The following is a 17,518-nucleotide window of genomic DNA, read 5'->3' as shown; positions in this document are numbered from 1 at the left end:
GGCCCAGCCGGGCTATTTCTGGCGCGGAGCGCCAGAATGGGCCGTTGAATTCTTCGGAGAAGAATTCACTTTGGGCCACGAATTGTCACGGAGTGGCAATTCGTATTCGGTCGATAGGCCGAATGAAATGGCATCGGGGATGCCATGTAGAACGCTCTACCGTTAGTTTAGGGTTCAGCCATAAACGAGATTTATGGTAAAATTGGTAGAGCAAGTAATTCTGTTTTCTGAGGTGAAAGAGGGCGAGTGTTGATGGCTTATCTACATGATTGGAATTTCGATGAGAGTCTTAGAGTTTTTGCCTTTCGTTTTTGAGTTTGCGGCGTCGGCGGTCCATCTTTTGGTGGTTTTACATAAGGCGTCTACGTACTTTATGAAGGTTAGGAAGGGAGGATAATCGCAGGTCAGAGCCGTGATGGCCATGGGATTGCCCTCCGGTGGAATTTTCACCGGAGGGCAATCCAATTTGGATTGTGCTGTTTTAGTCGATGTTAGTCGGCGCTGATTCGGGGGCCTTCGACCTTACTGCCAGGCTCTTGGGCGAGCGCCTCCTTTTCTGCGGCCTACTTGCCTTCGGTCTTGCGGAGGGCGGCGATGAGGGCTTCGGCGGAGGCCTCGCCCAGGGCGCGGTCACGTTCGCGCTGCTCGTTCACGGCGGCGATGACGGCATCAGCGGCGGCTTCGGCGGCCCTGATTTCGGCGGGGGTGGCAGACATGGTTCCTCCTGATGGTGGTGTCGGTCGTGTTCCGCGGTTGTTCTGTGGTGGATCAGTCGGTGGCGGTGCCGTAGAAGCCGTCGTCGGGGTCGGTGGTGTGGCTCTGGTGGATGTGCGCGGGTCCGTCGCCGGTGGTGGCGACGATCGGGTCGGAGGGGCGGGAGGGGTGCCCGCAGGCCTGGCAGTGCTCGCGGTGGTCGTCGGGGCGCAGGGAGGTGGCCCAGCGCTCCCACTGGACGGCCTTGCGTTCGGAGGGCTTGCGGTTGAGCACCACGTTCCGACGTGACTGCGCGGTGGACTTGGCGACGTCCATGGCGCGGGAGAGCTCTCCGAGGCTGCCTCCGAGGCGGTTGTGCTGGCGGATGGCGGCGTCGCGCACGCCCTGGAGTCGGGGGAGGAGGTAGCGGTCGAGCTGGTTGATGGACTCGGAGAGGTTGGCGGCGGTGACCGTCGGGTTTTCGGGGGTGCGGGGGTTGGCGCCGTTGCGGAGCAGGGTGATGGTCCACAGGGCGGTGTCGAGCGCGTCGATGAGGGCGGCGGCCTCGGAGCCGAGGGCGGCCATCTCGTCGCGGGTCAGGCTGATGGTGACGTCCATTCCCCCTTGGCTGGCGCTGTCGCCGATGAGGGAGGTCTGGTTGTCGGTCATGCTGTGCTCCTTCGTGGGTGGCTGGTGCAGATCAGGCGGACTGGATCTTCAGGTAGAGGGCGGCGGCGTCCACGAACTCGTCGTGCGCGGTGAGGGCGTTCTCGCGGGCCTGGGTGAGGTGCTCGGTGCTGTCGTAGGCGGTCCGCATGGAGTAGGTGGCGGTGACCATGGCGTCGGCGGCCTGGCGGATGGCCGGGTCGGTGACGTGCAGGCGCAGGGCGATGAGGGGCCGGGTCACGGCGGACCGGGTGGTGTGGCTGCGGGTTTGGAGCTCCCGGACGCGTTCCTGGGGGTCGCCCTTGAGCAGGGCGTCGCCGCGCACCCACATTGCGGTGCGGTGGTCGCTGATGGCGACGGCGAGTGTGGTGATGGCTTCGAGCTGGGCTGCGCGATGCTGTTCGTGCCGGGCGGTCTGCTCGGTCCGGCCGGCCGATGCGTGCTGGAACAGGCCGCTGACGATGGCGCCGAGGAGTGTTCCGGCGATGGCGAGAACGGTGGCGAGCATCTGGACCCCCTCAGTAGGTGGGGTACGAAGTTTCGTACCCTCCGATGACTCCAAGGTACGAAGGTTCGTACCCCCCGTCAAGAGGTCTTCATGAACTCATGGCCTCGTGACGTCACGACGTCACGAAAAACCCCTGGCCAGCGCCAAAAAGGCCCGTGGTAAGCGCAGAAAATCGCTTACCACGGGCCCTTACAGTGGATCAGACGTCAGCTCACCGGAGCCTGCGCACGAGGGCGTTCTGGGTGGGTCCGTGCTCCCGAGCGAGCCGGATCAACTCACGGAAGACCTCGGCCTTGTCCAACGCCCGCCGTCCGGCGGCATTCCGGAGTTCGAGCACGTACTGATCGATCTCGGAGCTTTCCTCCGGATCAAACCGGATGGTGGTGGGGATCGCATCGGCGGCCGCAGGCGGAGGCCGGCGCCCCCCGCGGCTACGCCCCGCACGGGGCTTGGGGTCGGGCTTGGCCTGCTCCGGCTCTGAGGTCTGGGCCGGAGACTCCTGGACGGAGGTCTGCTCACCGACCTTGAGCGGGCCCACCTTGGGGGTGAGCACGGGCTGTTGCGGCCTCAGGGCCGACGTGCCGGAGGGGATGTTGCGGTCCTTGGGCGGCTTCATCATCGGGCGGGGATCTCCTTCACGAACCGCTGTGCCAGGTTCTCGAATGCGGCTCGCACCTCTGCGCTGTCACTGATCTCGGACAGCGACTGTGCGAACTCATCGGCGTTCGTGATCAGGGAGCGTCGGGGGATCACGCCCCAGATGCCTTCCTCCCCAAAGATCTGCCGGAGCCCGTTCAGTTGGCCAACGTGGCCCCCGACGCGCATGTCGTATCCGCCCACGATCATGCCGAGGAACGTCAGGTCCGGGTTCGCCAGATCGTCGGCAGCGGTGGCGACGAAATCCCGGTACCGCACGGCGCCTTCCACGCTGTCGTGTTCGGGTTCGGTGGATCCGACGGCGTGGTGCGCGGCGGCGAGTGCCATCTGGGTGAGGTGGCCCAGGGAGGGCTGGCAGTCGATGAGGACGTAGTCAAGGTGGCGGTCCGCGCCCTTGAGGGCCTTGGCCAGACGTCGGTAGGCGCCCACCTGGCCTGCTTCGGAGACGCGGTTCTCCAGGGTGTACCGCGCGGGCATGAGGGTGATGCGGTCCGCGTACTCCGCACTCCAGCCGATCGGCTGCCAGACCTGGCTGGCAACGCCCTCGGCGTTCGCCTCGATCGCCTCGGACGTCGTCAGGGGCGGGTTGGACGGGTTGTCCTTCCACCCCAGGCGCCGGGACGCGTTGCCCTGGGGGTCGGCGTCGACAACGCCCACGCGATGTCCGAGCTTGGCCAGAGCCTCAGCAAGCCGCACGGTGTGGGTGGACTTCTTCGCTCCGCCCTTGTTGTTGCCGATCGCGACCCGAGTCGCCGACGGTTCATCCTGAGGGGTCATCATCTGGGCAGCGTACGGCCTTTTCATGGCGTCATGAACTCATGTGCTCGTGACACCACGAACGAGGTGCGGGGCCCGTACCGGCTGCGTCCGGTACGGGCCCGACCATGATGCACCGGCCTTTGCGGCAGAGGCTGCGGCAGAGGCTGCGGCAGAGGCTGCGAGGCCTCAGCACACGGGCACGAGGCCCCCGCTGGTCAGCCCCGGTGGTCGGCCCCCGACGCGAGCCTGACATCCCCTCACACGACGTCTTGGACCTGAACAAGGGAAGGAGCGGGACGGGCGGGCGACGAGCTCGGGGAGGCCGCAGCGATGGGGGAGCTGGCTTGGCCGGCCGACGGAGCGCGGGATGCTCGCGCGCCCTCCGTGTGGGTGATGGCGAAGGCCGCGGTGCGGCGAGACGATCCGCAGAAACTGTGTCGATGGAGTCCCCGGGCGTTCGAGCGCGTCCGGGGCCGCGCTGTACGGGGTTGAGAGGTAGTCCCCCCAGGCCCATTGGCAGGCATGAGGAGGCCCGCACTGCACGATCGCAGTGCGGGCCTCCTCATCAGTACTGGGGTGTGGAGTAGGTGGAGGCGTCGACATCGACGGCGGCGCCGAACTGTGCGTCGAAATCGTCGCAAACCTTCTGGACGCTGTCGTTGAGGTCGTACCCGGGGACCCCGTCCATGGCCTTGAGGAAGTCGACGATGTCCTCGCCGAACAGGGTCCCCTGCACCACCCCGTTCCAGGTCCGCTTGGAGGTGACCCACGATCCCGGGATGGTGATGGTCAGGAACAGGGGGGCGTCCGCGTAGGGGTCCTCGGCTTCCTCCTGGCCCTCGCCGCCCTCGACCCCCGGCTCGCCAGGCTCGCCAGCGGGAGCGGGTTCGCCGCCGTCCTGGGGAGGGCTGGGTTCGGCGGTGGGCGTGCTCGGCGGAGCCGAAGAAGATTCGGGCGCCGCAGGCGCCTCCTCCTTCTTCTTCTTCTTCCGTCCCCGGAGTTTGTCCAACGCGCGCTGGAACCGTCCTGGCTTCCGCGGTTCTTCGGCGGGCGTGGGGGCCGGTGTGGGCTGCGGCCGGGGAGCCTCAGAAGCCGGTGCGGGTGCCTGGTCCTTGTCCTTACGGCCGAACGGCCACCACTTGGCCATCGGTCACTCCCCCTTTTCGTTCGAGCGCTGGAGGGATTCCTTGTAGGTCTTGAGCGCGTACGACATCCGGGGCCGTTCATCGAGCAGCGGCAGGATCTCGGCGAAGGGGAGGCTGAGTTCGGGCTTCCAGTCCCGGCCGCTCTTCCCGATCGTCATCGGGTCGGGCTTGGAGGCCAGCGGGTCGGCGTGGTTGCTGAGGTAGGTGGCCGCGTCGACACGGAGACTCAGGGGGTAGTGGCCGCTGGCTGAGAACTTGACCAGGTTGCGGTAGGTGTTGGCCAGGGCCAGATCGAGGATCATCTGTCCCCAGTCGGGGCGCCACCAGATGTCCTTGGCGTACATCTCGCCGGTCTGGTGGTCGCGCTGGGCATCCCGGCGTCCCAGGTAGCCGCGGAAGCTTTGGTAGAGCATGCCGTTGACCTGCTTGGCCAGCGGGGCCCCAGGCCGGTTGCGGTCGATGGCGTCCATGATGAACGTCCGGGACGCGAGGACCTTGTCGTACATCGCGTACAGGGCGCGGCTCGTGGTCGGCCACACCCAGGCCTCCACGATGTCCGGTGTCCAGTCGGGGTAGATCTCGATCAGCAGGTCCATGCCGGGGGTCCGCAGCCAGTAGCCGCCGTCCTCGGCTTCGTACAGCCGCAGTTCGGGCAGTCCCGGCAGCCCCTTGCCGGGGATGTCCCGCACTCGCCAGTACCCGGCAAGCCGCTTGTCGTAGGGCCGCCCGTCGGGGAAGTGGTCGGGGTCGCCGACCCCTAGCTTGGCGCCGCTGAACCCGCCCAGCCAGGCCGCGTTCTTGTCGTACTGGTGCAGCCACTTCATGGACCGCTCGTCCTCGCTGAGGGTGCTGGGGTCCCGGGTCCACTGCATGTCCACCAGGGGCCGGACCGCGTTGTGGCGAGCGGGCGGCACCGTGCCGTTGCGGATTGCCTCCGAAACGACGACGTCGGCGCGCTCGGATCCCCCCGCGAAGTCCTTCGCGGTGGCGTTCGGGGACAGGTAGTAGGGGATGACCTTGGGCCGGTCGTCGGGTCCGTGCACGGTGGAGAGCAGGAACACCATCAGGGCGTCGACCAGGGTCGCGGGGTCGGCGGCGGCACCGAACCCACCCCGACCTGGCTCGTCGGCACGGTCGAAGCGGTCGTCGTACATCGGCAGTGCGATGCGCAGTTCGTCGCGGCCGGTGTCGCTCTCCCCGTTCGGCTTGATCGTCAGCCAGCAGGACAGGCCCCCACCCCGGACGATGAGCGGCGAGCCGGGGGGCGGGGTTGTCCAGGGGTGCTCTACCGGGGCCTGGCAGCCGCGGTACTCGGCAGGGTTGTCCCCGCGCCGTTCCTCGAAGGCGGGCAGGCCCATGTGCAGTGCGCCCTGTTCGTGGATCCACAGGGTCCGCAGCTCGTAGCGCTCCATCAGGTACGGCACCTGGTCGACGTTCGCGGGCATCACCACGCGCACGGGCTCGCGGTTGGGCAGGTGCAGCATCCCGGCACCGAGGACACCGAAGCGCAGGGCCCGCCTGGTGCGGCCGGTGGCCCGTTCCTCAAGGGCGGCGAACTGCGGGTCGGTGACGCGCACGGTCGCGGGGGGAAAGCCGCGCTCCAGGGGAACGGTGAGCCCGTAGTAGGTGCCTTCGGGCTGCACATCACTCACGTACATCGTGACGTCACGAGCTCGTGAGTCCGTGGACTCGGTAGTGCCGGTCGCTCCGGAGTGGTTCCGGGGGGTGGCTCCGGTCTCCTTAGAGAAGTCGAAGAGTTCAAGGGTGGTTCCGGTGGTTCCGGTGGTTCCACCGCAGGTCAGAGGCCAATTTTCCGGAACCACCCCGGTGGTTCCGGGGTGGTTCCGGGGGGTGGTTCCACTCGGGAACTCCTCGTCGGGGCCATCCGCAGGAACCTCTTCAGCGGCGAAAAGTTCGGCTGCGCGATCGGTGCTGAAGCAGTGCATCCGGGTGCCCAGTCCGTGATCCCGTACGGCGCGAGGGAGCAACCGCTGGGCATGCTTGCCGCTCCCCCGCAGATGCACACCGAGCTTGTCGAGTTCCTGGAGTGCGGCGGTCACGTTGTCTACCCCGGCCTGGGTCGCCGCGTCCCTGACGACCGGGTTGATGACCCACCACTGGTTGTTCTCGGGGTTCACGAATCCGCGGATGCGCCGCATCCCCTCGGCAGCGACGGCGGGCAGATCGTCGATGGTGGGGAACGCGCTCTTCTCGATCCGCAGAGCGTCCAGCGCGGCCCAGAGCGCCTCGTGGTCGGGCACGTTCGCCTCTGCGGCGATCTCGATCGCCTCAGCGAGCCTTGCGGCGGCCTCGGTCTCTGCCACCGCCCCCAGCGACGGGACGCCGATCGCGGTACCGAGCATGTGGGCCCCGACGACCCAGGCCATGTGGAGTTCGGCGATGGTCGCGGCGATACCGCCCTGCGCCGGGCGGTAGCGCGCGCAGAGCTCCAGATGCAGCTTCTTGAGCTGAGCCAGGTTCGCCGCGCGGAACATGCCCAGGCCCACCGCCCACTCGATCGGCCACCCGCCCGACGCCTTCGCCAGCCGCTTGAGGCGCTTGCTGACGTGCTCGGCACCGGGGTGCCCGGGTTCGGCGGGGGCGCCCTCGGCGTCGAGCATGACGTTCGGGAAGAACGGCGCCTTGAACTCCTGCAACCTCGAGGCCAGATCCTCGGTCTGGCCCTCGTGCTTGAGCGGCTCGTTACTGCTGGACAGGATCACGGAGTGCCAGAACCCGTCGCTCTCGCGGGGCGAGCCGTCGGCGGTGCCCATCGCGCGGATCGCGCCCGCGACCATCTGGGAGATCTCCCGTGAGGAGTCCTTGATGGTGCGGCCGGATGAGGAGTGCTCATCGAGGGCCATCGGCAGGTACCCGCGCTGCCGGAGGCTTTGGGTGATGCCCTGCTTCGAGCTGTTCCACGTCGTCATGAGCTGCTGGCGCCGGGGCTTCAGGTCGCCGTAGCAGGCCGCGCAGACCACGAGGATTGTGCTCTTGCCCTGCTGGCCCGGTCCGTGGACGGACACCATGTGCGCGAGCATGTCGAGCGAGTCGAGCACCGGACCGACGAAGTAGGCGCCCATCACTAGGGCGGATCGCCCGTCCATCGACGCGTACGCGCCGATCTCCTCCCAGTTCTGCCGGGCGTCTTCCTCGGAACCGCGGAGCGTGCGGTAGCCGAGGGTCTGGGCGTCGGCGTCGGGCAGCACCAGGTCGCCGTCGTCGGTGTAGTACGTCCGCGCCGCGATCTCGGGGGCGGCGTCGCCTTCCTCGCGGATGAGCCGCGCGAACGCGTGCCGTTCGTCGGCTCCGGTCGGACGGCGGGCGCCGGCCTTCGCGGCCCACGTGCCCTTGTCGAGCTCGTCTTCGGTGAGGATCCGGGCGACACGCTGGCGACGTCCCAGCACGAGGTACTCGCTGCGGATGTCCTGCCCGTCGTCGGTGAGGTGGACGATCCGGCCGGTGACCTGAGGCACCGTCCCGATCTCCAGGGGCGCATCCTCGGCGTTCTGCCGGTGCAGGATCATGCGGTCGCCCTGGCGGTAGAACCAGCCGCGTTTCATGCCCGCGATCGGACGGCATCCGGCGGGGGTGCCACCACGCTCCAGGTTGGTGACGGAGCCGGATCCGTGGGCTCTTCTCGGTGCAGGGACGTCGGTGTCTGTCTGCGGGGACTGCTGTGCCACGTGTGCCTCTCGGTACGCGGCCTACAGCGCTGGGAGTGTGAGCTGGGTCCAGAATCACGAGGTCATCTCGCCAACGCCTCTGGACAGCCCGTACACTCGGCCGTAGACCTTTGCGGTCGCCGACGGCCCCGATTCCGGACTTCGACCTCTTCATGGCTTCGACCCCATGGAGAGACCCGGTGAGGGGCCCTCGGCATTTTTTTGTGCCGTTGTTCTGTTTGGTCAGGGAGCCTACGCCTGTAGGGCCCTCCATTCCCAACGTGGTCCATACACGTCAGGTTCCGTCCTGACCTGCTGCGTTGTCTTCTAGAAGACTTGGATTCCCTGGCGTCGTGACGTCACGAAGTCATGACGCCAGGGGCGCATGACTAGCTGTTGAGCTCGTATCGGTAGTGCATCCACCTGCCCGGACCAAAGAAGTACTCGCCGAACTCGATCACGTCACCGTCTGAGTCTCGCCAGGTGTTCTGACCCATGAAGATCGGAGATCCCTCGGGCAGCCCCAGTGCTTCGGCTTGGTCGGCGGTAGCGGAGTCCACGGTCATGCGGTCATCCGCAGAATGGGCAGTTCGGTCGGTTGCCCGGAGGATCACGCTCGCTGTGCCGCCAGGGATGCGCTCTGTGGAGAGCAGCTCGGGGGCAGCATCGGCTAGGTCAGCAGAGAACCATGAGGTCGATGCGCTGACAGGAGTTCCCTCGTCGTTGTGGGTAACTCGCACGCGCTTGATCACTGGTGCCCCTGGCTCGATGCCGTAGGTGTCCGCCACGTGGTCGGGTGCGGAGACCACCTCAGCAACGGAGATCACGGCGTACTCGCCCGGCGTGTAGATGCGGCCGGTGGAGAGCATCCGACTCAGGCGGTCGTGGGACGACCTGTGCAGCGTTGTCTTGGAGCGGACCAAGGTGCCGTGACCGACCACGCTTTCTACTAGTCCATCGGCGCGGAGGGCGGCGACTGCCTTGAGCGCAGTTGCCTGGCTGATCTGCCAGGTTTCAGCGAGCTGACGGACCGAGGGGATCTTCTCTCCGTCCGAGATCTCTCCCTTCAGGATCTGGTCGCGAAGGTGGTTCACCACCTGGAGATAGACCGGAGTGCGGTCAACGGTGGGTGCCATGGGAGGGCTCCTTCATATCCATGAGGGCGGGACGGCTGCGATCACCGTACTAGGTCACTACGCACAGAGTATCTGTTGACATGCGTAGTGTGCTAGTGCACTATCCATTGACGTGGTCGGTAACACAACGGCCCCGGTCGGTGACTCAACCACCGGCCAGGGCCTGAGACCGACACCCGTTCTGACATGACCAGAAGGGAGCGATCCTCCATGGATCGTATCGAGCGCCGGCCGCTGTCGGCGGCCTCGGCGGATCGGCTGGACAGGCTGTTCCGCCTCTACTCCGAGCGCGTACTGGCCTACGCCTCCACCCGAGCCAAGCGCCCTGCGGATGCTGACGACATCGCGGGCGAGACCTGGGCCAAGGCGTGCCGCACGGTCGCGAACTTGCGGACGGACGACGACCACGCCATGCCGTGGCTCGCCGGGATCGTCCGCCACGCGGCCATCGACTACTACCGTCCCCGACGCGCGAGCGAGCAGCCCCGGGACTGGACGGACGCCCTGGCGTCCCGCCCGCTCCCGCCCGCGCCGCCTGCGGACGAGTCGGCCGACGTCCTGACGCTCGCGGAGTTGACCGTGTCCGAGGTGCGCGTCCTCAAGCTCGCGGCCCAGGGCCTGAGCCAGTCCGCGATCGGCGCCCGCCTCGGTCGCCACAAGGGCACGGTCTCCCGTCAGTTGTACTCCGGTGCTCGTCGTCTGCGGGCCTCGCTCGCGCTGGTCGGGTGATCGCGGTGACCGAGCGTCAGGTGATCGAGCGTGTTCAGGTGCCGCAGATGGCGGCTCCGACGGTGTGGCTTGCGACCCCCGAGGGCCTCGCGGTGATCGACATGGTTGCGATCGAGCGGGCGGTCAACGGGGAGCGCAGGGGCTGGGGTCTGACGGAGGACGAGGCGCGGTACGCGACCCGGCTCCTGCTGGACCACGGCATCCCGTACTCCACCATCGTGTCGCGCGTCGGCGTCAACGCGCGGACGCTGAAGAACTGGTTCCCGGAGATCCAGACGCCGGACCACATGGCCCGTACGGCGCCCCGGTCCACGCAGAGGCCCCCGTGCGGCACGCGTCGCGGCTACGGCGCGCACAAGCGCCGGGGCGAGAAGGCGTGCAAGCGCTGCCGCGCGGCGAACGCTGCGGCTGACCGCCACTACCGCCGTTTCGGCACCCACCTGGGAGCTCCGGAGGTGGCGGCATGAGCACCGGACTGGAGACGTTCCGCGCTGTGCACGGCGACCCGGCCACCTGGTCGGAGCGCGAGTTCGAGCAGTGGCTGACCGAGTCGGACATCTGCCGGGACTCCGCCCGCAAGGCCGCCGAGGCCGCCGCCGAGGCCACCCGCAGGGCGTGCGAGGCGACCGCCGCGCTGAACCGGGTCACCGCGGCGCGAGCCCGGATCGGAGGCATCCGATGAGCCTTCGCAGGGAGACCCGGGACGACGACGACCGCCGCACGTACGCGCTCTTGGACGCGATTGACGGGGCGTTCGACGACGGCGGCAAGGCGACCTACCGCGACCCGGAGTTCGAGGACGTCGTGCTGTTCGCCGTCGCCTACGACCAGAGCCAGCCCTACCCGCCCGCCGGTCACCAGTACCCGAAGAGGGGTTGAGCATGAGCAAGCCCAACACGAGGCAGTTCGACAAGTTGATCCGCGATGGGCAGCGCAAGCTGCGTGAGGCTGAGCGGCGCGAGATGAGCGGCCTGAACGGTGCGGAGCGCGGGGCGGTCCTGCGTGCGGCGGCGGTCGGCGCGGCGAAGGTCGCGCGCGGTGGGTCCGGGGCACGCGAGAAGCAGGCGGCTGACGAGGCGTGGGCCGGTGCGGCGGCGCGGATCAGTGCGGAGATCACGGCGGCGCAGACGGCGAAGGCCGCCGCGGTCGCGCAGGCCGCCGCCGACAAGGTCGCGAAGAAGACCAAGAAGGGCGGGTGGTTCTGATGAACCGTCGTGACCTGTCTGACGCGGACCTGGCGCAGAGCATGGAGCTCGAAGCGGAAATGGCCGCCGACGCGCACCTGCACGGCCAGCACGAGCGCGAAGCCGCGGCGCACGCCAGCCTCAACGAGAACCTCGACGAGGCCGAGCGTCGGGGGTGGACGCGCTGATGGGCGGGGCGAACGAGAAGGCGCTGAACCCGCCCAAGGGAGCCTGCCGCCAGTGCTGGTTCCACGCGTACGACAGGGCGGCGCACAAGGGCCTGAAGTGGAACGAGCCGTGCCCGGTCTGCCTGACCCACCTGGGCGGCTGCCCCAAGTCGGGGATCGTCAGGTGAGGGCCGTGAAGAACGTGAGCGCGCACGTGCTGTTCTACGTCGTCTCCAGGGCCCCCCAGATCGCGGCGTTCCTGGTCGGTACCGGACTGCTGACGGTGCTCGCGCACCTGTCGCAGAGCGGCGCCGCACGGTTCTCGCCGTGGACGGGCCTCATGATCCTCTGCATCAGCCTGCTCGGTGTTCTCGCGGTCGGCCTGGCCTGTGCGCTGCCCGTGCTGCGGACCACCGACGGAGGCCGCCGCACGGTCGAGGACGCGTGCATGCAGGGCGCCGACCGGGTCGGTGACTGGGCCGACTGGGAGCCCGCTCCCCCGCGCAGCCCGTGATCCGTCCTACCAACGTGGTGGCCTCGTGGACTCACGAGTGCGCGAGGCCACCACACCCCAACTGCCTGGAGAGGAGGTGACTCATATGAGGTTCTACGACCCCACCGGAGCCCGGTATGGGACACCCACGTACCCGTTCCGGCTCGCCCCGGACGGCCTCGCCACCCGCCGCCAGCTCCGCAGGGACGGCCTGAGTCCGGGCGGCCAGGACGTCGCGGCACAGCTCATGTGGTCCCACCGCCGACGCGGCACGCGAGTCGCCTACCTCTACCGCATCGACCTCGCCCGCCCGGTCCGGCCGATGACCGCCGGCATGTGGCGCGCGCACGCCGCGATGATGCGCGCCCGCCGCACCTGCCCGGCCTGCGGCCACGACGTCGGCTACGTCATCCGCACGTCGATCGGCTCCTGCGAGCCCTGCGGCGCCCCCGCCCGCCCCCTGCCCTCCGCCCTTGCGGCATGAAGGAGAACCTCATGACCTACGACCCGACCAACACCCCCGCCTGGAAGCGACTGCTGACCATCGAGACGATGTTCAAGGAGGGCAACGAGCGCGATCGGCTCGCCCGCGAGGCCGCCGCCACGGCCGCCTCCTTCCCTCGCGTCATCGCCCGCTACCTGACCGACGCGGGCAAGGCGCTCGGCGATAAGGCCTTGGCCGTGACGGTGACCGAGACCGGCCCCCGTGACGACGAAGGCCGCTCGGCCTTCACGGTCGGCAACTGCACGGTCTGCCCCGCCGCCACGACGGAGTTCTGGGAGACCGCCATCTACGGCGGTTACGAAAGCGACGTCAGGTTGACGGTCACGGAAGCCGCGCAGGGTGCGGAGCAGGTGGTTCGCAGGTGGGCCGAGGCGCACGCCACCCGGTGCCGTGAACTGCCGGTAGAGGGCTGAGCGATGACCAACCACGAACTCCAGCCTGTGATCCCCCAGCAGCTCCCCGCGGTGCCGCCCGGCATGACCATCGCGTACACGCCGCAGGGCCAGCCCGTCTACATCCCCCAGCAGCAGGCGGCCCCGGTCATCGTGCCGATGCCCACCCAGCCCATCCCGGCCTGGCTGCGCAACGTGCTGATCGGCGCGGTCGCCCTGCTCATCCTGTGCACCCCCGCGACGGTGCTCCTGGTGGTCGCCGCCCCCGCCCTCGTGGCCGTGGGGCAGGGCCTGGCCTACAGCGGCATCGGCATCGGAATCGGCGTGATCGGTGTCGCCGCCGCCATCAAGGCGCTGCGCGAGACGCCCAAGCCCACGAAGCGGAAGAGCTCCTAGTGACGTCACGAGCCCATGACGGCGCGACGTCACTACAGAACCTGAAAGGCACCCCCACCATGAAGAACTCCCCCGAGACCCCCTACAGCTGGATCAAGATCAGTCTGTTGTCCGTCACCGGCCTGGTCATGGTCGCCGTCGGCGTCCTCGGCGGCATCGGCACCTATGCCAACCTCTCCCACCGCTACGGCGGACAGACCGCCCTCGGCGCCCTGGGAGCCGGTGAGGGCGCGACCGCCGTCCTCGCCCTGGTGGTGCTCGTGGCCACCGTGTTCGGCCGCCCCGCCCCGCGCCTGGCCCGACTGGGCCTGTGGGCCCTGCCCGCCGCCGCAGCCGTGATGGGCGCGACCGCCGCCACCAGCACCGGCCAGACCATCGTCTACGCCGTCACCCCGATGGCCATCACCGCGGCTGCCGAGTCCATCGCCTACCTCGCCCGCCTCGCGGTCATCCACCAGGAAGGCCGCGACGTCGAAGCCGAGGCGCGCGCCGCAGCCCTCGTACGGGACCTGGCCTACCAGCAGGCCCGCGCCGCATCCCACCCCTCCGAGAAGGTCCGCAAGTGGTCCGTCCGCCGGTCCTGGCGGATCGCGCGGAAGGTGGGCCAGGGCGACACCGGGCTGGCCGCCGACCTGCTGACGGTGCAGCGCACCCGCCTCACCCAGGGCGCGGACGTCGCCCTTGAGCGGATGTACGCCCCCGCCCTCGCCACGACCGCAGCCCTCACCAAGACGTCCGCCGACCCGGCCCCCGCCCTCCCCGCCGCATCCACTGGTGAGCTCACGAGCTCGCGCACCCACGAAACCACCATCAGCGCGGACACCAGCGGATATCCGAGCCAGACCGCCCCTGACCAGGCGCAGGACACCGAAAACATCCGCACGGACCTCCACATCGTCCGCCCCGACACGCCCAAGAAGCCCAGCATCGCCGCAGGCGTCCGCGAAATGGTCGCCGACGGCGTCCAGGACGTCCGCCACGTGGTCGACGCCATGGCCACCCGCCACGGCCGCGACCCCGAAGACCCGGCGTTCCGCTCCACCGTCACCAAGTACATCCGTGAGGCCAAGGCGGCCTCTGCGACCGAGCCCGCCTCAACGGCCGGTCCCTACCTCTGACCTGCGGTGGTAACCCCTACCGCGCCGCTTACCACCACCGGACAACCCCCGGTGGTAAGCGCCGCGGTAAGGGGTCCGGTGCATCATCCGCCGAACTACTCGACCCCGGAATGTCACACGGGGCCCGAAAACCACACCTCTACCTGATGACGACCCTGCACGCCGCGCGCCGAATCTATCCACAGGCAACCGGAGGCAGTGTCAGTGCCACCCGCAACGATCGCTACGGCGGTCACAGGGGGGACAAGCCTCGCCCGGCAGGACACTCCTGCCAGAGACCACCTGCCGGGCGAGCGGGGTCCCCTCCACGAGTACGAGGGGAGCTCCGATGCACAGCATGACCGCAGCCACGGCAGCTGACACCACCGCACCACCCGACCCGGCCACCCAGGAAGGAGGCTGGGTAGCCGACACGTTCATCGCCGTATTCGACTGGATCGTCGACGTCGTCCCCGGCGGCCTCCTCACCCTGATCTGCGCCGGGATCGCCATCCACCTCATGGCGGGCGGCAAGAAGGCCACCAGCAGCACCGACTGGAAGAACGCCGACCAGGCCGTCCTCGGGGTGGCCAAGGGCCTGTGGGGCGGCCTGCGCTCCCTGGCCAAGACCCTGTGGGCCATCCTGCGGTTCCTCGGCGGCTACGAGCTGCGCGGCGAACCCCGCAGCACGGCCACGTTCGTCAGGTCTGGCATCCCCACCGACCGCCCGGACAAGGCGCCGGCCTCCGCCATGGGATCCGTCGCCGCCCTGGACCCCCGGGTCAGCCTCATCAAGCCCCGCCGCCGCCAGCCCAGCCGCTGGGCACGCCGCCTCGGCACCTGGCTCACCGGCTACCGAGGACGCGGGGCCAGGGCCCTGGACCGCACCATCACCGCCGCCCTGTGGGCCGCTCGCATCACGGGGAAGGTATGGCGCGGCCTCACCGCGGTGTGGGCGGTCCTGGCGGGCGTCTACGGCGTCGTGGCGCCCATCGTGACCACCATCGCCCGCGCCCTGCGGGCCTGGCACTGCTGGCCCTACGCGGCCCGCGGCCTGGCCCGCATCACGCTCATCGCCACCGTGGTGGGCCTGGCCGTCCCGGCCTGGCGCACCCTCACCACCGCCGCCCTCGCCGTGGTCCTGGCCGCCGTCGTGCTCCTGGCCCACCGGCACAGGCCCAAGCCGCCCGGTGACGACCAGGTCTACGGCCCCCGCCTGTGGGTGATCCTCCGCGAGGATCTACGCCTTCCCGAGGACGAGCCGCGCGAGAACTGGCTCCACCTGCCCGCCGCTCTCACCGACCCCGCCGCCCGGATCGTCCTCCGTCTGCCCGCCTACGTCCGGGGCTCCGAGATCGAGCGGGCCCAGATCACCGACCTCATCAACAGCCGCCTGCCGGGGGAGTGGGTCGCCCGCTTCTCCTTCACCGGCGAACACCCCAAGGTCGTCTACACCCACAAGCCCCCGCCCAAGCCCAAGGCGCCCGACCCTGAGCCCCCCGGTGCCGTCGACCTGTTCGGGCAGCGCATCCAGAATGCGATCGATGCCGCGCAGGAGAAGCCGGAAACCTACGTCTTTGGCGTGGATGAGCACGACGAAATCGTGGAGATTCCCCTGGTAGGGGAGCAAGCGCATATCGCGGTATCCGTCGGTACGGGTGGCGGTAAGTCCGCTCTCCTGCAAATGCTGGCCACACAGGTCGTTCGGAGGCGCGGGACCATCCTCGGTGTCGACCCGAAAATGGTCTCTCTGAAGCCCCTCAAGGGAATTGACGGCATCTACCTCTACGACGATCCCGGGCAGGGCGGCGACATGCGAAGGGCTCTGGAATGGGCCGCCGCCGTCGTCGAAGCGCGCTTCTATGAATACCTCACGGGAGTGCGTAAGGAATTCCCCCCGCTGTTCGTTTACATGGAGGAATCCAACGAGCTGACAGGGATCCTCAAAGCGGTCTGGATGAGGATTAAAGACAGCAGTGACCCGAACCAAGACCCCATCTGGGAAACCGTCGCATCGATCCTCCGTAAGGGTCGCCAGGTAAATGTCCACGTGGTCGCCGTATTCCAGGACCTGAAGGACACGGATTTCAGCGGCGTATCCCTCGGCCTGCTTTTCCCCGTCAAAATCATGGGCGCCTACGTCAAAAAGCAATGGGACCGGATCGTCGGCAGTAATGTAGCCATGCCAGCCTCCGAGCGTAAAGCCGGTCGACTGGTCGGCGTAAAGAACGGGACGGCATTCAGGTTCCAGTCTCCATACGTCATCGTGGATGACCCTAATCTCTCCAAAGATGCGAAGGCGGAAGAGGCAGAGCGGCGAATTCGCGAGCACTGTGTAGAGCTGCGAAACCGCTACGAGTGGGACTCCGCGGGGCTCTACTCTGCCCCGCCTGCGGCCTCCCCGAGGCGCATCCCGGACCTGCTGGCAGCCTCGTCACGTGACGGAGCCCCTCAAGCCCATCAGAGGGCCCCTGAGGGGGGTCTGGGAGACGAAACCACAGGTCACGCTGTCACGCACCCTCAGGACGTGACAGGCGACGTGACGGGCTTCCGTGACAGGTTCCGGCTCATCCCCGGGCAGGCCGGCCATGAGGCCGCAGACTGCCCCGACGCACCCCTGGACCCCGCACCCGAAGCCCCCAAGCTCCTGTCCATCGCCGAAGGATCACGCGAGCTCCAAGCCCGAGGATTCAAGGTCGAGGCCAACACCATGAGGCAGCACAAGCGTCGCCGCGAAAGCACAGGATTCCCCACCGGAGTCCTGATCGACGGAAGCGAAAAGTTCACCCTGGCCCAACTCTTGTATTTCTACGAGAAGCGCGGGTACGAAAGGCAGGAAGGCGACGCGAAGGAAGGCGCCGTCTGACCTGCACAAACACGGTAGGCCCCCTCTCTAGAGGGGGCCTACTTGCGTTCATGAAAGCCCATCTGCTACCTTTTTGGAAATTCAAAGAACGGCAAGAAAGGGCGTTCGAAATGACCACAGAAAACCCTTGCGAGAACTGTGGAGAAGCCTGCGGAGACCCTAAGTGCGGGAAATGTAGGCGATGCGGTGGGGAATTCGAGGAAGATTATCTCGGGGTGTGGATTTTGTGCAATAAATGCCAAATGGAAGACCTCAATTCAGGGGATGGTGATCCATTTCCATTCGACCTATAAAGTCTGATAAAAGCCTCAGAGCGCGAAGCGCGAGGAATTTGGATTCACACTCTTTGAGAGTCCCAAATTCCTCGCTTTCGCTTGCAGAAAAGCGTTCGAGCGCGAAGCGCGAAGAATTGGATTCCACAAATGAATTCGCATCGCGAATTCTTATGCCCGGCTGGGCC

General features: G+C 67.8%; 22 protein-coding genes. 13 read left to right on the top strand and 9 right to left on the bottom strand.

The features are described 5' to 3' along the window. Window positions 1-563 precede the first annotated feature (563 nt). The 8 genes from ACIO9J_RS44595 to ACIO9J_RS44560 all read right to left on the bottom strand — a co-directional run bounded on the left by ACIO9J_RS44595 (window position 564) and on the right by ACIO9J_RS44560 (window position 9,229). On the bottom strand, window positions 564-716 hold the full coding sequence (locus tag ACIO9J_RS44595; protein ID WP_402012068.1) for a hypothetical protein: 153 nt from the start codon (window positions 714-716) through the stop codon (window positions 564-566). A 52-nt stretch (window positions 717-768) separates the two neighbouring features. After that, window positions 769-1,362 (bottom strand): hypothetical protein, encoded by a 594-nt coding sequence (locus tag ACIO9J_RS44590; protein WP_402012065.1) that lies wholly within the window; start codon window positions 1,360-1,362, stop codon window positions 769-771. 31 nt (window positions 1,363-1,393) lie between these two features. Further along, a complete protein-coding gene (locus ACIO9J_RS44585) occupies window positions 1,394-1,867 on the bottom strand; it encodes a hypothetical protein (RefSeq protein ID WP_402012062.1) in 474 nt (157 codons plus the stop codon). A 211-nt stretch (window positions 1,868-2,078) separates the two neighbouring features. Beyond that, window positions 2,079-2,486, bottom strand: coding sequence for a hypothetical protein (locus tag ACIO9J_RS44580; protein WP_402012060.1), 408 nt, complete (start codon window positions 2,484-2,486; stop codon window positions 2,079-2,081). After that, window positions 2,483-3,304: a ParA family protein gene (locus ACIO9J_RS44575; protein WP_402012057.1), complete on the bottom strand. Its 822-nt coding sequence runs from the start codon at window positions 3,302-3,304 to the stop codon at window positions 2,483-2,485. The genes ACIO9J_RS44580 and ACIO9J_RS44575 overlap by 4 nt, the downstream gene beginning before the upstream one ends. Before the next feature lie 544 nt (window positions 3,305-3,848). After that, entirely contained in the window at window positions 3,849-4,430 is a 582-nt protein-coding gene (locus tag ACIO9J_RS44570) for a hypothetical protein (protein WP_402012054.1), read from the bottom strand. 3 nt (window positions 4,431-4,433) lie between these two features. After that, window positions 4,434-7,991 (bottom strand): DUF927 domain-containing protein, encoded by a 3,558-nt coding sequence (locus tag ACIO9J_RS44565; RefSeq protein WP_402012051.1) that lies wholly within the window; start codon window positions 7,989-7,991, stop codon window positions 4,434-4,436. A gap of 491 nt (window positions 7,992-8,482) precedes the next feature. Continuing rightward, complete coding sequence (locus tag ACIO9J_RS44560) at window positions 8,483-9,229, bottom strand: GntR family transcriptional regulator (protein ID WP_402012048.1); 747 nt, start codon at window positions 9,227-9,229, stop codon at window positions 8,483-8,485. Window positions 9,230-9,439: 210 nt separating this feature from the next. Here ACIO9J_RS44560 and ACIO9J_RS44555 point away from each other — a divergent pair, with 210 nt between their 5' ends. From ACIO9J_RS44555 to ACIO9J_RS44495, 13 genes are all read left to right on the top strand, one after another. Beyond that, window positions 9,440-9,958, top strand: coding sequence for a sigma-70 family RNA polymerase sigma factor (locus ACIO9J_RS44555; RefSeq protein ID WP_402012045.1), 519 nt, complete (start codon window positions 9,440-9,442; stop codon window positions 9,956-9,958). 5 nt (window positions 9,959-9,963) lie between these two features. After that, window positions 9,964-10,425, top strand: a complete 462-nt coding sequence (locus ACIO9J_RS44550; protein ID WP_402012042.1) for a hypothetical protein — start codon at window positions 9,964-9,966, stop codon at window positions 10,423-10,425. Then, the gene (locus ACIO9J_RS44545; protein ID WP_402012039.1) at window positions 10,422-10,640 is read left to right on the top strand and encodes a hypothetical protein; all 219 of its coding nucleotides are present in this window, start codon (window positions 10,422-10,424) and stop codon (window positions 10,638-10,640) included. Before ACIO9J_RS44550 ends, ACIO9J_RS44545 begins: the two co-directional genes overlap by 4 nt. Continuing rightward, window positions 10,637-10,837 carry a hypothetical protein gene (locus ACIO9J_RS44540; RefSeq protein ID WP_402012036.1) on the top strand — a complete coding sequence of 67 codons (201 nt, stop codon included), beginning with the start codon at window positions 10,637-10,639 and terminating at the stop codon, window positions 10,835-10,837. Before ACIO9J_RS44545 ends, ACIO9J_RS44540 begins: the two co-directional genes overlap by 4 nt. A gap of 2 nt (window positions 10,838-10,839) precedes the next feature. After that, entirely contained in the window at window positions 10,840-11,163 is a 324-nt protein-coding gene (locus ACIO9J_RS44535; protein WP_402012033.1) for a hypothetical protein, read from the top strand. After that, window positions 11,154-11,330, top strand: a complete 177-nt coding sequence (locus ACIO9J_RS44530; RefSeq protein ID WP_402012030.1) for a hypothetical protein — start codon at window positions 11,154-11,156, stop codon at window positions 11,328-11,330. The genes ACIO9J_RS44535 and ACIO9J_RS44530 overlap by 10 nt, the downstream gene beginning before the upstream one ends. Beyond that, window positions 11,330-11,497 (top strand): pRL2-8, encoded by a 168-nt coding sequence (locus ACIO9J_RS44525; protein ID WP_402012027.1) that lies wholly within the window; start codon window positions 11,330-11,332, stop codon window positions 11,495-11,497. The genes ACIO9J_RS44530 and ACIO9J_RS44525 overlap by 1 nt, the downstream gene beginning before the upstream one ends. Window positions 11,498-11,502: 5 nt before the next feature. After that, window positions 11,503-11,823, top strand: a complete 321-nt coding sequence (locus ACIO9J_RS44520; protein ID WP_402012025.1) for a hypothetical protein — start codon at window positions 11,503-11,505, stop codon at window positions 11,821-11,823. 85 nt (window positions 11,824-11,908) lie between these two features. Continuing rightward, window positions 11,909-12,286 carry an RRQRL motif-containing zinc-binding protein gene (locus tag ACIO9J_RS44515; RefSeq protein WP_402012022.1) on the top strand — a complete coding sequence of 126 codons (378 nt, stop codon included), beginning with the start codon at window positions 11,909-11,911 and terminating at the stop codon, window positions 12,284-12,286. Window positions 12,287-12,297: 11 nt separating this feature from the next. After that, window positions 12,298-12,720 carry a hypothetical protein gene (locus ACIO9J_RS44510; protein WP_402012019.1) on the top strand — a complete coding sequence of 141 codons (423 nt, stop codon included), beginning with the start codon at window positions 12,298-12,300 and terminating at the stop codon, window positions 12,718-12,720. A gap of 3 nt (window positions 12,721-12,723) precedes the next feature. After that, window positions 12,724-13,095: a hypothetical protein gene (locus ACIO9J_RS44505; protein ID WP_402012016.1), complete on the top strand. Its 372-nt coding sequence runs from the start codon at window positions 12,724-12,726 to the stop codon at window positions 13,093-13,095. A gap of 59 nt (window positions 13,096-13,154) precedes the next feature. Further along, window positions 13,155-14,213 (top strand): conjugal transfer protein, encoded by a 1,059-nt coding sequence (locus tag ACIO9J_RS44500; RefSeq protein WP_402012013.1) that lies wholly within the window; start codon window positions 13,155-13,157, stop codon window positions 14,211-14,213. 328 nt (window positions 14,214-14,541) lie between these two features. Further along, window positions 14,542-17,058, top strand: a complete 2,517-nt coding sequence (locus ACIO9J_RS44495; protein WP_402012011.1) for a hypothetical protein — start codon at window positions 14,542-14,544, stop codon at window positions 17,056-17,058. 252 nt (window positions 17,059-17,310) lie between these two features. Here the strand turns inward: ACIO9J_RS44495 and ACIO9J_RS44490 are convergent. Next, window positions 17,311-17,518 (bottom strand): hypothetical protein (locus tag ACIO9J_RS44490; RefSeq protein ID WP_402012008.1); only part of this gene is annotated, 208 nt, incomplete at its 5' end.

The organism is Streptomyces sp. NPDC087300 (assembly GCF_044744425.1).
Taxonomy (GTDB): Bacteria; Actinomycetota; Actinomycetes; order Streptomycetales; family Streptomycetaceae; genus Streptomyces.
Note: the sequence above shows the minus strand (reverse complement) of the source record. Positions and strands in the feature narration are given on the sequence as shown.